The 15,377-nt window shown below is 37.5% G+C and carries 13 protein-coding genes; 8 read left to right on the top strand and 5 right to left on the bottom strand.

The window, feature by feature from the left end; all coding sequences use genetic code 11:
* The first annotated feature begins 63 nt into the window (after positions 1-63).
* The 7 genes from ACY2RS_RS00390 (at position 64) to ACY2RS_RS00360 (ending at position 8,965) form a co-directional block, all read left to right on the top strand.
* On the top strand, positions 64-2,415 hold the full coding sequence (locus tag ACY2RS_RS00390; RefSeq protein ID WP_490096619.1) for a PSD1 and planctomycete cytochrome C domain-containing protein: 2,352 nt from the start codon (positions 64-66) through the stop codon (positions 2,413-2,415).
* A 4-nt stretch (positions 2,416-2,419) separates the two neighbouring features.
* The gene (locus ACY2RS_RS00385) at positions 2,420-3,877 is read left to right on the top strand and encodes a DUF1501 domain-containing protein (RefSeq protein ID WP_490096618.1); all 1,458 of its coding nucleotides are present in this window, start codon (positions 2,420-2,422) and stop codon (positions 3,875-3,877) included.
* Between the two features lies 1 nt (position 3,878).
* Positions 3,879-4,922 (top strand): NHL repeat-containing protein, encoded by a 1,044-nt coding sequence (locus ACY2RS_RS00380; RefSeq protein ID WP_490096617.1) that lies wholly within the window; start codon positions 3,879-3,881, stop codon positions 4,920-4,922.
* Positions 4,919-5,704: a chitobiase/beta-hexosaminidase C-terminal domain-containing protein gene (locus ACY2RS_RS00375; protein WP_490096616.1), complete on the top strand. Its 786-nt coding sequence runs from the start codon at positions 4,919-4,921 to the stop codon at positions 5,702-5,704. The genes ACY2RS_RS00380 and ACY2RS_RS00375 overlap by 4 nt, the downstream gene beginning before the upstream one ends.
* Complete coding sequence (locus tag ACY2RS_RS00370; RefSeq protein WP_490096615.1) at positions 5,701-7,830, top strand: c-type cytochrome domain-containing protein; 2,130 nt, start codon at positions 5,701-5,703, stop codon at positions 7,828-7,830. The genes ACY2RS_RS00375 and ACY2RS_RS00370 overlap by 4 nt, the downstream gene beginning before the upstream one ends.
* A gap of 52 nt (positions 7,831-7,882) precedes the next feature.
* Positions 7,883-8,149, top strand: a complete 267-nt coding sequence (locus ACY2RS_RS00365; protein WP_490096614.1) for a hypothetical protein — start codon at positions 7,883-7,885, stop codon at positions 8,147-8,149.
* A gap of 303 nt (positions 8,150-8,452) precedes the next feature.
* Positions 8,453-8,965, top strand: a complete 513-nt coding sequence (locus ACY2RS_RS00360; RefSeq protein WP_490097085.1) for an adenine phosphoribosyltransferase — start codon at positions 8,453-8,455, stop codon at positions 8,963-8,965.
* Between the two features lie 84 nt (positions 8,966-9,049).
* Here ACY2RS_RS00360 and ACY2RS_RS00355 read toward each other — a convergent pair whose 3' ends face one another.
* The 4 genes from ACY2RS_RS00355 to ACY2RS_RS00340 all read right to left on the bottom strand — a co-directional run bounded on the left by ACY2RS_RS00355 (position 9,050) and on the right by ACY2RS_RS00340 (position 13,282).
* Positions 9,050-9,202, bottom strand: a complete 153-nt coding sequence (locus tag ACY2RS_RS00355) for an SsrA-binding protein (RefSeq protein WP_490096613.1) — start codon at positions 9,200-9,202, stop codon at positions 9,050-9,052.
* 107 nt (positions 9,203-9,309) lie between these two features.
* Positions 9,310-12,270: a M56 family metallopeptidase gene (locus ACY2RS_RS00350; RefSeq protein WP_490096612.1), complete on the bottom strand. Its 2,961-nt coding sequence runs from the start codon at positions 12,268-12,270 to the stop codon at positions 9,310-9,312.
* A 4-nt stretch (positions 12,271-12,274) separates the two neighbouring features.
* On the bottom strand, positions 12,275-12,631 hold the full coding sequence (locus ACY2RS_RS00345) for a BlaI/MecI/CopY family transcriptional regulator (RefSeq protein ID WP_490096611.1): 357 nt from the start codon (positions 12,629-12,631) through the stop codon (positions 12,275-12,277).
* Positions 12,632-12,634: 3 nt separating this feature from the next.
* Positions 12,635-13,282 carry a hypothetical protein gene (locus tag ACY2RS_RS00340; protein ID WP_490096610.1) on the bottom strand — a complete coding sequence of 216 codons (648 nt, stop codon included), beginning with the start codon at positions 13,280-13,282 and terminating at the stop codon, positions 12,635-12,637.
* Positions 13,283-13,536: 254 nt separating this feature from the next.
* On the opposite strand from ACY2RS_RS00340, the gene ACY2RS_RS00335 reads away from it, so the two are divergent.
* Entirely contained in the window at positions 13,537-14,487 is a 951-nt protein-coding gene (locus tag ACY2RS_RS00335) for a calcium/sodium antiporter (RefSeq protein WP_490096609.1), read from the top strand.
* A gap of 193 nt (positions 14,488-14,680) precedes the next feature.
* Here the strand turns inward: ACY2RS_RS00335 and ACY2RS_RS00330 are convergent, their stop codons facing one another.
* Positions 14,681-15,367 (bottom strand): ABC transporter ATP-binding protein, encoded by a 687-nt coding sequence (locus tag ACY2RS_RS00330; RefSeq protein WP_490096608.1) that lies wholly within the window; start codon positions 15,365-15,367, stop codon positions 14,681-14,683.
* Between the last annotated feature and the right edge of the window lie 10 nt (positions 15,368-15,377).

Raw genomic sequence — 15,377 nt, 5'->3', positions numbered from 1 at the left:
TGATTTTTTTGAAGATATAGCAATGAGATTCTTAAATTTGGAAGAAAATCTCACACTCATACTTTGGAAAAGAAAAAGCAACATCGATTTTACGTTACGTTATTGTACTTCATGATCCCTTTTTTCTTGGTACTATTTGTAAAATACCTAACAAAAGAGGATAAAAAAGACTATGTCGCGCTAGACTCCGCAGCAGAAAGTAGCTTAGAAGATAAAGTAATTCCCGAGCAAATAGATTATATTTTTGATGTAAAACCTATCCTGTCAGATAGATGTTACCTATGTCACGGTCCAGACGAAGGTACACGTGAAGCTAATTTAAGATTAGATACCAAAGCAGGCGCCTATGCTGCCATTGGTGTAAACAAAGATAAATTTGCCATAGTTCCAGGTGATACGTTAGCTAGTTTGTTAGTAGAGAGAATTCATGAACAGGATACACAAAGACTCATGCCTCCAGAGGATTCTAATTTGAGCCTCAATAGCTATGAGAAAGAAGTGCTCACCAAATGGATTGCTCAGGGCGCTGTCTGGAAAGATCACTGGGCATTTGTAGCTCCAGTAAAGCATAAAGTTCCTGAAATAACAAACACCAGCCTAGCTGCCAATGAAATAGATAATTTTGTTGTAAAAAAATTAGAAAGTAAAGGTCTATCTGCCTCAGAAAGAGCCTCCAAAGAAAAATTATTACGTCGCGTTTATTTTGATCTTACTGGATTACCCCCAAGTATAGAAGCACTCGACGCATTTCTAGCAAATACGAGTCCGAAGGCTTACGAAAAAGTTGTAGATAGTTTATTGAATTCTAAACAATATGCAGAGCATATGACTTCCAGTTGGTTAGACATTGCAAGGTATTCTGACACGCATGGATATCAAGACGATTTAGAACGTGTGATGTGGCCATGGCGTGATTGGGTGATCAACGCTTTTGATAAAAATATGCCGTATGATGATTTTGTAACCTGGCAATTGGCAGGAGATTTATTGCCAGATGCTAGTTTAGAACAAATCATAGCAACTGGCTTTAATAGAAACCATAAAATCACCCAAGAGGGAGGAGTTATTGATGAAGAGTATCGCGTAGAATACGTGCTAGACAGGACCAATACCGTATCAAAATCCATGTTGGGATTAACCATGGAGTGTGCCCAATGTCATGATCATAAATACGACCCTATTTCTCAAAAAGAGTATTTTAGTTTTTATGGCTTCTTCAATAAGGTAAATGAAAAGGGGCGTATGGATTATGGAGAAATACCGAAACCCAATGTAAAAATTACCCGAAAAGAAATTGATGAATTGGTTTCCTTTATCAATATGCCAGATTCTATTGCCGAGGTGAGTTTGATGGTAATGAAAGACGACAAGCCCGACCGTAAGACTTATGTTTTAAAACGAGGTGCTTATGATGCGCATGGAGAAGAGGTACAATCGGGAACACCCAATGCGGTATTGTCTTTTGATGGGTTTGAAAAAGATCGTTTAGGGCTTACAAAATGGCTTTTTGATGATAAAAACACCCTTACAGCTAGAGTCGCAGTCAATAGGTTATGGCAGCAGGTTTTTGGAACGGGTATTGTTGCTTCGAGTTCCGATTTTGGGAATCAAGGTGCCTTACCTTCGCATCCAGAATTATTAGATTGGTTGGCCATTACCTTTAGAGAAGAAGGCTGGGATGTGAAGAAAATGATGAAGCGACTGGTACTCTCTAACACCTATCAGCAAACTTCTAAAACCACTACCGAGCTCTTAGAAATCGACCCTTATAACAAATGGTTAGCTAGAAGTTCTAGAGAAAAATTATCGGCAGAGATGATTCGCGATAATGCCTTGGCAGCAAGCGGATTGTTAGTTGAAAAAATTGGAGGACCTAGTGTGAAACCGTATCAGCCGCCAGGACTTTGGGCAGAAACCACCTCAGGACAAGGACTTACCGAATACATCATGGATACTGGCGATAATCTTTACAGAAGAAGCTTATACACCTTCTGGAAGCGAACCGTGCCACCTCCAGCAATGATGACTTTTGATGCGGCTACCCGAGATTATTGTACCGTAGAAAGACAAAAAACTAGCACACCTTTGCAGGCTTTGGTCATGCTTAATGATCCGCAATTACTAGAAGCTTCAAATGCACTTGCGACCCAAGTATTAGCTATCGAAGGAACAGATACGGCGCGTATTCAAACCATTTTTAGAAAAATTACATCGCGTATGCCTTCTGCTTCGGAAATAGAAAATCTCACTATGTACTTAGACAATGCGATTGCAGGTTATGACGAGACAAAGAAACCTTCTTTTGAAACACCTAAAGAGATGAATGCTACTAACATTTCCGAAGAAAAATTATATGCTTTTAGTATGCTTACAAGCCTTATTTTTAATCTAGATGAAGCCATTGTAAAAGGATAAATTCATGGAAGAATTAGGAAAACATTTTTTAAATAATACTCGAAGAGAATTTATCAAAAAGCTCGGTTTGGGAATTGGAGGCTTGGCAACGGCTTCGATGTTAGATCCTTTTTCATCTATTGTAGAGGCTGCAGATTCTCCTTTAAAAGGAATGAACCTCCCGCACTTTGCGCCCAAAGCAAAGCGTGTCATTTATTTGTTTCAGAGCGGCGGGCCTTCGCAGTTAGAGTTGTTTGATTACAAACCATTACTCACTAAAATGCGCGGACAAGATTTGCCAGACTCTGTACGAAAAGGACAACGTCTTACAGGAATGACTTCTGGGCAAGCATCTTTTCCATTGGTGGGAAGTAGCTATGAATTTAAGCAATACGGGGAGTCTAGAGCATGGGTGAGTAGCTTAATGCCGTATACCGCTAAGATTGTAGATGAATTGTGTTTCGTTAAATCGATGCATACCGAGGCGATTAACCATGATCCAGCGATTACTTTTTTTCAAACGGGATCTCAGCAAGCGGGGAGGCCTAGTATTGGCTCCTGGATGAGTTATGGACTGGGAAGTTTAAATAATAACCTACCTACCTTTAGTGTATTGTTATCAAGAGGAACAGGAAGACCCTTAGCGCAACCTCTATATTCGAGACTTTGGGGAAATGGTTTTTTAAGTTCTCTACACCAAGGCGTGCAATTTCGTTCTGGAAAAGATCCAGTATTGTATCTAAAAGACCCAGAAGGCATGACACGTTCTGAGCGAAGAAAAATGTTAGACCATTTAGCAGAGCTCAATGAACAACAAGAACGAGAATTTGGAGATCCTGAAATAAATAGTAGAATCGCACAGTACGAAATGGCTTACAGAATGCAAACCTCTGTTCCAGATACCATGGATATTGAGGGTGAACCCGATCATATTTTACAGATGTATGGCGCAGATGCTGCCGTACCAGGAACCTATGCCGCCAATTGTTTATTGGCAAGACGCTTGGTAGAAAAAGATGTGCGTTTTGTGCAGCTCTACCATATGGGATGGGACCAACATGAAAACCTACCATCGCAAATAGAAAAGCAAGCCAAAGATATTGATCAAGCCACAGCGGCTTTGATTATGGATTTAAAACAACGTGGTTTATTAGAAGATACCTTAGTTGTTTGGGGAGGCGAATTTGGACGCACCAATTACAGCCAAGGTACGCTCACTGAAACCAATTACGGAAGAGACCACCACCCAAAATGCTTTACCATGTTTATGGCAGGTGGCGGTGTGAAACCAGGATTTACCTATGGTGAAACCGACGATTTTGGGTATAATATTGTAAAAGATCCTGTGCATGTGCATGATTTACAGGCTACCATGATGCACTTGATGGGGATAGACCATACCAAGTTTACCTACAAACACCAAGGAAGAAGATTTAGACTCACCGATGTTTCTGGACATGTGGTTAACGATATCTTAAGTTAAGATGAGCAGAAGAAAATTCTTGAAACAATCGTCTTTTGCCGCCTTAGGTTTGGTGTCCTTACCTATGTATAGTGGTGCTTTTTCGGTAAGTGGTACTAAAGATATTATTGTAGGGCATAACAGCCATAGGTATAAAGTAGATCTTAATTGGGGAAATTTGAACCCAAAACAAACGCCGGTTAAAGATTGTCACGAAATGGTGCAAGACTCTAAAGGTCGTATTGTGCTACTTACCAATCATACCAAGAACAATGTCATTGTGTATGACAAGTCGGGGAAGCTCATAGAAACTTGGGGAACCGAGTATCCAGGGGCCCACGGACTTACTTTAGTTAAAGAAAACGGAGAAGATTTCTTGTTGATTACAGATTATGAACGCCATCAAGTGATTAAAACGACTATCGATGGTAAAGTAGTAATGACGTTGGATGTTCCTTCGGAAACTTTAGTGTACGATACTAAGGAGTCTTATAAACCTACAGAGACAGCCGTCACAGAAAGTGGCGATATTTATGTTGCCGATGGCTATGGGAAACAACACATCATTCATTACAATCATAAAGGAGAATTGCTCAATGTCTTTGGTGGGCAAGGACAAGAAGACGGGCAGTTTTTAAATGCACATGGAATTTGTTACGATAATAGAGATGCTGCAAACCTGTCGTTATTAGTTTCGGCAAGAGAGATGAATCAATTAAAGCGATTTAGTTTGCAGGGAGAATTTTTAGAAACGATTTCGGTGCCAGGGGCATTAATTTGTCGTCCGGTGATTCATAAAAAGGATCTTTATTTTGCGGTGTTGCGTTCTAAAAATGCAGCTCATGAAGCCTCAGGATTTGTGCTCATCATGAATAAAAACAATGAAGTGGTTTCTTGCCCAGGAGCAACAGCGCCTTCCTATAAAAATAAAAAATTGGACGAATTATACCAAACCATACGTTTGTTTCAGCATCCGCATGATGTTTGTGTAGATGATGATGATAATCTATATGTAGCGCAATGGAATTCTGGGCAAAGCTATCCTACAAAATTGACACGCGTATGAGAACGGTAGTAGTACTTTTCATCTTGTTGCTTGTAGGATGTGCAAAAAAAGAGAAGAGCGTTTATGTGCAAGACAAGGAGATTTCATTGGTAGCGCCTAGAATAAGTGCAACAACTACTATTATTGAAAATTCAGCAAAAGTAACAGCTGCTTTGCGCCTAGAAAATGCAGCTATTTTTTATACTAACGATAGCACAATACCTACCCAAGAATCTATAAGATATACAGATCATTTTACTACACAAAAAGCAGGTGTGTACTTATTTAGAGCTTTTCATCCAGACTTTGCTCCCAGTAGTATCTCAGAAGTAAAATTGTACAAAAAGGGAATTGTACCTACAAGTATTGATTGGAATACAAAAGCACATGCTTCGTATCCTGGAGTTGGTGAGCTGACTTTATTAAATCATAAAAAAGGCAGTACTCATTTTAGAGATACCCAATGGCAAGGATTTGATACAGTTGTTAAGGCAAATGCTTATTTTGAAACTCCTAGGTTTTTAAAGAGTTTAAAAATTGGCTATTTAATAGATACAAAATCTTGGATTTTCCCTCCAGAAGCCATTACTGCTATTGTTAACAAAACAGATACCATACATCTAACATTTCCGAAGATAGTAGAGAAAGAACTAAAAAAAATAGATGATGTTCACATTCCATTGCAACGTGACGTGCAGTCAATTGCCTTGGAGGTACACAACACAACACAACTCCCAGCATGGCATCCCGGTGCCGGATTAAAGGCGTGGTTATTTATGGACGAATGGATTTTTAACGAATGAAAGAACCAAATCAATTATACAAAAGCATCTTTCTAGTGATTCTTTTTCTTTTTGGTATGGCTACTTTATATGCCATTAGAACAGAGGAAGCTCCTCGATTTATTTTGTTTTTAGGAAGGTTTCATCCGCTGGTATTGCACTTACCTATTGGGGCTTTGGTAGTGACATTCTTTCTAGATGTATTAGGAAGGTTTCAGAAATCATATCCGCATGCAGTGATTAGAAACCTGCTAGGATTTACAGCCGTGTTTGCAATTATTACTTGTTTTATTGGATATTTCTTGTCTTTAGAAGGCGGCTATGAAGCAGAAACCTTAGACCTGCATTTTTACACTGGAATTGGCACAGCGGTTTTGACATGTGTACTTTTTTTAATGAGTCTGAAACCTGCTTTTGATAGCCATAAAGTATTCTTGCCTTTGTTTATTGGGTCGCTCATTTGTATAAGTGTAGCTGGTCACTTTGGATCTGTACTTACACATGGAGATACTTTTTTAACCCAATATGCTATAGCCCCAGAACAAGAAAAAACGATTGAAGTGGTCGATAGTTTGAGACTTTACCAAGACGTTGTGGTAAAGATTTTGGATAAAAAATGTGTGCAATGTCATAACAATAGCAAACAAAAAGGGGAGTTGTCACTACTTACAGAAGCCGCTATTTTAAAGGGAGGTGAGCATGGTGCTAGTGTGCTTCCTGGAAATGCTTCGGAAAGTTTATTGTATTCGAGATTGTTGCTTCCCATTACCAATGAGGAACACATGCCCCCAGAAGGAAAAGAACAGCTCACCAAAGATGAAATTTGGTTGCTGGGTCATTGGATTAACAATGGAGCCGATTTTAAAAACTATGCCGAAGGAGTTGCGACAAATGATAATTTACGAAAGAGGCTCAAAGACTATTTAGTCTTTAACGAAGTTGTGATTGCCAAAGCATCGCAAGAAACTATTGAAAGTGTTAAGGCAGCTGATTTTAGAGTGTTGCCATTGGTGCCAGGTAAAGGCGCACTCAATGTAAAATACCTAGGAAGGACTCCTACGAGTCAAACTGTATCACAACTTAAAGATTTAGCCGAACAAATCGTAGAATTAGATTTTGGTAATGCTCCCATCACAGATGATATGACGGCCGTTTTTAAGAAGTTTGAAAACCTGAAATCACTGCGTGTCAATAGTCCGAAACTTACAGATATTGGCATTATCAACCTAAAAAAACTAACAAATTTAGAGGTTTTAAATGTTTACAATACTGCCATTACTAATGACGGCCTTCGGGATTTGTTAAGTGAAATACAACCAAAAAAAATATATGCATGGCAAACTGGAGTAGACAAAGTAACTGCCTTAGAACTTGAAGCGACACATGGTGTTGCTATACAACACAGTATTGTAGATGGTTTTGTAAAAGAGAGTAGACTTGAAATGCCAGAGATTAGTCCTCCGAAGACTTTATTTCTTGACACCATACATGTGGCTGCAAAGAGTAGAATTAAAGATGTAGTGCTACGTTATACCCTCGATGGGAAAACTCCCGATAGCACCTCACAACTTTTTAAGGAAACCTTGGTTCTTGACGCCTCAAAAACACTCAAAGTAGCAGCTTTTAAAGAAGGCTGGTTGCCTAGTGAGGTGTTAGCTAGAGAGTATGCAAGAGTGCAGCATAAAGTCACTAATTTTTCGGTACAGCAGGGCCCAGATGAGCGCTATCCAGATGCTAATAAACTATTCGATTTAGAAGAGGGTAGCTTAGATTTTAAAGATGGTAATTGGACTGGGTATTTTGGTACAGATCTCGTTACCACAATAGATGTTGTGGAACAAAAGAATATACAGAACATCTCTTTTAGTAGTATTGAAGATGTTGGAAGTTGGATTTTATATCCAACAGACTTTGTAGTGTATGCGTCAAATACTAAAAATGGAGGATTCAAAAAAATAGGAGCTATTGCCGTTTCTAGAGAAGGCGAAGGAGGAGATGTGGAATCTAAAAAAGTGACCCTTAGGTTACCAAAAACCAAAGCGCGATATTATAAAGTACATATTAAGAACCATAAAAAACTCCCAGACTGGCACCCAAGTGCTGGGAATCCTTCTTGGCTTTTTGTGGATGAAATCTATCTTTGGTAATACAATAGTTGTATCTTGTTTGATGTGATGTATATATTTTAAAACCACCTATATGACTTTTGAATTCCCAAAAACAGTAATTGAAATTGCTTCAGCCATTCTTATTCTTGTGGCTTTCGAGTTGCTAAATCGTAAAAGTATTAAAGGCTATTCTGTCATGGCGGTTGGGCAAGTATTGGCAACCATTGTATGTGTGATGGCATCTCTGTGGTTTTTGGCTGTGATGCACGGGATCAATTTTTTACTCATGCTACGTGGGTATTTAAAATGGCGAAACGTTGCAGATACAGCCGAAGATGTTCCTGCTGTTCAAAAATAATTAGAAGCATTGCTTGAGAATTTGCAAGAATCAATTATTTTAGTGCTTTATTAATACTTAAAAAAATAATACTATGGGAGTAGGTGGATTAGTTATCGGAACAGTAGCAGTATGTGCTGTGTTAGCGATTATGGCAATGATAAGCGAGAGCTTCAAGTAAAGAATTATACCGAACACAAATAGACTGTTTGTAAAGCAACTCTAGATGTCCGTTCGAGCGCTCCCGAAGCTTCGGGAGCGCTCAACCAGACAGATTTCTAGTAACTACTTTTCAAACAGTTTTTTAATTCATTTATTTTAATGATACACATAGAAGAGTATATTCGGGACATCATAGACTTTCCAAAACCGGGTATTGTTTTTAAAGATATTACACCTTTATTAGCAAGCCCAAAAGCTTCGCAAGCTTGTCTAGAGCAATTATTAGTATTAGTAGGAGAACAAGCAATAGATAAAGTTGTTGGTGTCGAAGCACGTGGTTTTTTCTTCGGAAATACCCTAGCGCAACAATTAGGCGCTGGATTTGTACCCGTTCGTAAGCCTGGAAAATTACCTTATGAAACACTGTCAGAAAGTTACCAACTCGAATATGGAACTGATAGTTTAGAGATTCATAAGGATGCCATTCAAAAAGGAGATCGTGTGTTGGTGCATGACGATGTGCTGGCTACCGGAGGTACTGCAAGTGCTGTTTGTAAGCTCATCGAAGCATTAGGAGGTACCATTGTACAATGCAACTTTTTAATGGAACTAGATTTTTTAAAAGGGGCAGAAAAACTACAGCCGTATCCAGTAAAGGCAATACTGCATTATTAGTCGGTAGTTGGTAGTGAGTAGGACGCACTTCGTGCTGGTAGGTTCAGATTTTCATCCCGATAGCTATCGGGATCATGTTTGTTTTCAATCTAAGGCATTTTTAGTCACCCATAACTTATATCCAAAAATAGCCAATTGTATTTTGGAAGCTTTAGCCAAATCTAATCGTTGTTTAGTAAAGCTAGGAAGTATAGCTTTATTAATCTTGGCGAGTGTTTTAAAAATAGATTGTTTCACTTTGTAAAAGTACTAAATTTAGTGTCTGTTCGAGCGCAGTCGAGAACTAAACTTACTTTTAGCAAACAGGTTTCGAATCCGCTCAACCAGATAATTTTTGTTATTCTCTATAATACAATCACAATTTCTTCAATGGGTTGGTCATCTTCTGCAGTGGCATGGATACTTTGTTTACCCGTTTTTGAATTTTCGATAAGTATTTTAATTCGGGTTAACTCTCCCTTGCTATTTCTTTTTACACGTTTAAATTTAAACGTGATTCCTTTTTCAAGCAGATCTTTTTTAAGGTTTAATAAATCTCCATCACTAGTGTCCTTATTGATATAAAGATTTCCAGCATGATGAGATCCAGTTTCTAGATGATAATAGCTTTGTACTGTATTTTGTTGTGTGTTTTGGATGTTGTGTTGCATTTTGTGAAGTTGTTTCTGTTTTTCCTTTAGCTCCTTTTTTTCCTTGATTTGTTTCTCCTTCATTTTAACAACTTCTTCTTCTCTTTCTTCCTGTATTTCTTTTAATTCTCTAATTTCTTGAATTCTTTCTTCTTTGATTTCTTCTTCAACTTCTTCAATTTCTTGTATCTCGTTATTTTGATAGGGCATATCTGCGTACCCAATGCCTTGTTTGTTTTTGAAGAAATTTACTTCCTTAATGGGAGAACTCCCACTTCTATTGTAACTGCCAGTATTACCATCTTGGTCTTTATGACTAAGGCTAATGGCTATTATTTTGCTGGAACTGTTTCTTTTTACCTGGTATTCAAAAGTAATGTCAAGTTTTTCTTTGAGCATCACTTTGATTTTCTCTAATTCTTTATCTGAAGTGTTATTAGTAATTCTAAAATTAAAGCTTGAGGGTACTCTGGCTTCCATGCTTTTAAGATACTCTTCACTATATTGATTTCTTGACGCTTGTCTTTGTTTTAGTTTTTCGTGTTTTGTAGTGTTCCAAAAATTAAAGCGTCCGTTTTTTGTGTAGTAAAACGTTGAGGTTTCAATAGGTGCTGGGTCATACAAACCTAAACCAAGTGTGCCAATTTCTTTATCATCTTGAAAAAAGTAAAACTCTAAGTTATTAATTTCTCCCTTTTCATTGCGCTGGTCAATATAACGTAGCTCTACTCCATAGAAATCTAGGAGCTCTTGCTTGATTTTTTTAAACACGGCTGGAGGTGATGTTTTTGTGATGTTTGCGGTTATTTGATTTGGATTGTTGGTTTCCTGTATTACTTCATCTTTTGTAAATGTTGTAATTCCTTTAAAAATAAAGACACCGTCTTTTCCTTTGTTTCCGTATTTTTTTATGGCTTCCTTAGGATATAATATCTCTATACCATCAGCAACCTCAAAATTAGTGTTTGCTGGTAAGTCTTTCTTAAAGTACTCTTTTCCATTCATAAGATATAATGGGTTTTCTCCTATTTGAAGCTCCTTATGAGTAATGTTTTCTTTTTTCTGAAATGCTAATGCCACCACACCTTCTGGAGTAATTTTATGGAGCATAGAACCATCCTCATTTCCAAAGTGTAATTGCTGGTCTATAACTTGAAGTTTCAAAGTACTAATGGTCTTATTGTCTTCAGCATCTCCATAGGTGACATTCTTATAAAAGCGTGGTTGCCCCTCATATTTTGTATCAATGCTTAATTCAACAAGCTCTCCAGCAGCATTTCTTTTTCTGTCTTTAAATACAATTTCAAAGACTTCAGATTGAGCCTCAAGTTGTTTTTCAATAGCATTTAATTGGTCTTCGGAAATTTCCGAAGTGATTATTATGGCATCATGTTTATCATTTGGTAGTGGAGACATAGGTGTCACAAATCTTTCATCGATGAAAGAAATCCTATCTTTTGTTATTTTAAAACTGGTGGCTTTTGGGCCTATTTCAGAAATATGCACTGCGCCATTATGGTACTGAAGGGAATGTCCGTTATAACTGCTGCTAGGGTCTTCATCTTTTGTCACTTGAGAGAAGCGTGTGTAAAAGGTGTCTTGTCCTTCAAATTTGGTCTGGAAATCGAAGGCAATGATGTGACCATTTGCATCTCGCTTTCGGTTGCTTATTTTCATTTCTACCGGGGCGCTATCTCTAAAATAGGTTTCTAGTTGATCTAATTCTGCATCTGTGTATGTTGGTAAAATAGTTAGTTTTACTCCTAGTTTAGAAGTTGTTGTTTCTGGTTCTATGTACTTTATTTCTTCTACTACATTAAAGCTCCAAAGAAAGATGCAGAGTAGTGGAAGCACAAAAGTTAGCTTCCAGGTGTTTCGTTTTTGTGAATTGCTTTTGTTTAACATAATGATTCGTTTTTTGATGAATGATTGATAAAATTGAGTCGTTAACGCAGGTGCTGCTAAAGGTGATGAATTCTTTACGAGCGTTAACTGGTATTGTTTTTTTGATGCTACTTGTGTGATGGTTTCTTGGTCAGCAATAAATTCCAGGTTCTCCTCTAAACTTTTCTTGTATAACCAAGAAAAAGGATTGATCCATTGCATGGCTCTAAGCAAATTAGCTGCTAGAATGTCTATAGAATGCCATTGGGAAGCATGAATTTTTTCATGTTTTAAAATCATCTCTAATTCTTCTCTGCTATGTTGATTTGGATTGTAAACGATGTATTTAAAAAAGGAGAAAGGCGAAATATGATCTTGGGTCTCTACAAAATGATAGTTTCCAACTGTTGTACTTGTTGCATGTTTTAATACCTTTTGCAAAGAGAGAAGTTGGATGCAAAAACGAATGAGCAATACCAAAAGTCCTATGGTATAAACAGCATATAAAACAAGCCACCAATTAAGCGGGGTTTCTAATGGAGTTGCAGCGGTAGTTTGTGCAATCGGTATGAGGTCCGTCATTTCAAAATCTACTGCCGGAAGACTCGCCTTTTCTATGTAGATAGTTTTAGTAAATGTTACAAAGGGTAAAATAATAGCAGCTATAATACCCGCTAAAAAGAAATGTCTCTTGGCTTTAAATAAAGTGTCTTTTCTAAAAAATAATACATATACTCCATAGAAAATAGAGAGTATGGCCATGGATTTTGAAAGGTATATAAATGCTTCCATCTGCTTATTTTTTCTGCTCTATAATTTCTAATATTTCACGTAGTTCTTCGGCACTAATTTTTTGTTCTTTTGCAAAGAAAGACACCATACTTTTGTAACTATTGTTAAAAAATCGCTGTGATGCAAGATTTAAAAATTTGTTAGCATAAGTTTCTTTGGTAATAGCAGGATAATACTGATGTGTTTTTCCAAAGGCAGTATGGGCCACATAGCCTTTTTCTTCTAAACCACGCACGATGGTAGAAATGGTGTTGTAATGACTTTCTTCTGGAAGTGCGGCAACGATTTCTTTCACAAAGGCTTTTTCTAATTGCCAAAGCACTTGCATGATTTCTTCTTCTTTGTTAGTTAGTTTTTCCATTTCTTATTTTGTTTTAGATGCTATGTTTTTAGGAGATTCGAAGGTCATTTCTAACACAAGATAGTGCTTTATATTAAACTCTTTTCCCCAGTTTTCGATGTCTTTTCCGCTATTTTCTAACGCACACCAATACTTGGCGCCGTCTTTTTCATAAGGCAGGATGTAAGCAAATAAATAGAAGGTTTCATCTAGGAGTATTGGAGCTGCTGTTGCTTCTGGGATATTTCGCAAACTATAGTCTTCACTTTTAGTAGCTTTAAATTTAAGCTCTCTTCCATACCTCGGAAATTTGAAGGACATTTTTAATTCGTTATCTGCCGTAAGTTCAGAAATTACCTTCATACTAAATTCGTTGTTTTGAATTTGAGCAAATTCTGGAATATCGATTTCAGCCGAATTGGTGATGAGTGTTTCTTTTTTGAGTTTACCATTCCAAATTTCTTTGGCAGTAACTTTAAAAGTTGCTCCTTTTAAATGATCTCCTTTAAATTTCAGTTTGTAGAATTCTATCCCTTTAAAAAACATGAGATCACTAATGTCTGGATTTTCAGAAAGGTATTCTGATGTCATTTTAATTTCTTTGGGAGCTGGCATTTGTGCTAAGCAAAAACTGCTAAGAAGGAGTGCAAAAAATAAGGTGTTGATTTTCATAATTGTTATTTTGATGATTGATGAGATGTAAATATATAACGTATTTTCTAGTTATACAACTATTTTTTCAGTTATACAACTAAATATTCAGTTGTTTAGTATTTCCGAAGTGAAAAAAAGCGTAGTAATCAGTAAACAGTTTCAGTTGGCAGTAAGCATTTTTAATATCTTTTTTTGTTCTTGTGGAAAGAATTCGGTGTTCGTGATTCGTAATTCGTAATTCGATTGGTATATTCGCAGCTTATCTATTTTCTATGAGCGTATTGTTTATTTTTATTGGATTAGCACTATTGGTAGTAGGTGGTGAGTTCTTGGTGAGAGCTGCAGTCGGACTCTCTTTTAAGCTGAAACTTTCTAAAATGATTATTGGGTTAACGGTTGTTTCTTTTGCGACCTCGGCACCCGAATTATTGGTAAGTATCCAAGCCGCTATGGATGGCTTTAGTGATATTTCTTTAGGAAACGTCATTGGGTCTAATATTGCCAACATTGGTTTGGTATTGGGAGTTACCGCTATCATTGCTCCCTTAACAATCGACAAAGATTTTTATAAGTTTAACTGGCCAGTGATGATGTTACTTTCGGTTGGCTTGTATTTTATACTCAAAAGTGGCAACGAAATTTCTTCTTTAGAAGGGTTTGCTTTGGTGGGTATGTTAGTGGTGTATTTAGTACTCTTAATCCAAAGAGCAAGAAAAAGTACAAAAGCTGTGGTGTCAGATGAGGTGGACGATGCACTTGCTCAGGTTTCTAATTTTAAAATTATTATTTGGTTACTCATTGGTGCCGCTGCCTTGTATTTTGGAAGTAAATGGCTAGTAGATGGTGCTATAGATTTAGCAACTGCCTTAGGTGTGAGTGAGCGCGTTATCTCTGTGACCATGATTGCGGTAGGTACGAGTGTTCCAGAATTGGCAGCGTCTGTTATTGCTGCGCTTAAGAAAGAAAAGGCCTTGTCTTTAGGAAACTTAATAGGATCCAACATATTTAATATTGCTTCTGTGTTAGGAATTACAGCCATTATTCAGCCTATTGTTGTCAATAGTGAGAAAATACTCAGTAATGATATTTGGTGGATGCTAGGCTTTGCTGCCGTATTAATACCCTTAGCATTCTTGCCCAAACGTTTTGAGATAGGACGTGTAAAAGGTCTTATTATTGTGGTAGCCTATTGTGCTTTTATTAGTTTGGCGTTTTTAGGGTAAATAGAAGATAGACCGCTTCGCTGTTAGACCATTCGCTGCGCTCATTGATAGATGTTAGACCACTTCGCTGTAAGAAGTAATAATAGCAAAGTGTCCGAATTCCAAAAATTGTATTTAGTTGTCACACTGTCCCGAAGTTTCGGGAGTCGAAGTGTTTGTGATTTTTTTTTTACTACTCACTACTCACTACTCACTATTTATTTCTAATATCACTTTCTATCATACCATCTCGAAGCCTAATAACACGATGCGCGTGTTGCGCAACTTCTTCTTCATGCGTTACGAGAATTACGGTATTGCCTTGTGCGTGAATGGCATCAAAAAGTGCCATGATTTCTAAAGAGGTTTTAGAATCTAAGTTTCCAGTTGGCTCATCGGCCAAAATGATAGAAGGTTTGTTTACGAGAGCTCTTCCAACTGCTACACGCTGTCTTTGACCCCCAGAAAGTTGATTGGGTCTGTGATCCATACGGTCTGCTAATCCAACATCGGTAAGGACTTCTTCGGCTCTTTTGTTGCGTTGCGATTTTGAAGACCCTGCATATACCATAGGAAGTGCTACATTGTCTAATGCCGTAGTTCTAGGTAATAAATTAAAGGTCTGAAATACAAAACCAATTTCTTTGTTGCGTATCTCCGCGAGCTCGTCATCTGTCATGTTGCTTACATCTTGTCCGTTAAGAAGGTACGAACCTGCAGTAGGCGTATCAAGACAACCTAGTAAATTCATTAGTGTAGATTTTCCAGAACCTGAAGGTCCCATTAAAGCAACGTATTCACCCTTTTCAATTTGCAAATCAATACCTTTTAGCACTTTTACAATTTCTTGTCCTAATGGGAAATCTCTTCGTATTCCTTTAATGTCGATAACTAAACTCATGTGTCTTATT

Source organism: Patiriisocius sp. 208BN25-11 (genome assembly GCF_058147145.1).
This window is presented reverse-complemented; position numbering and strand designations above follow the sequence as displayed.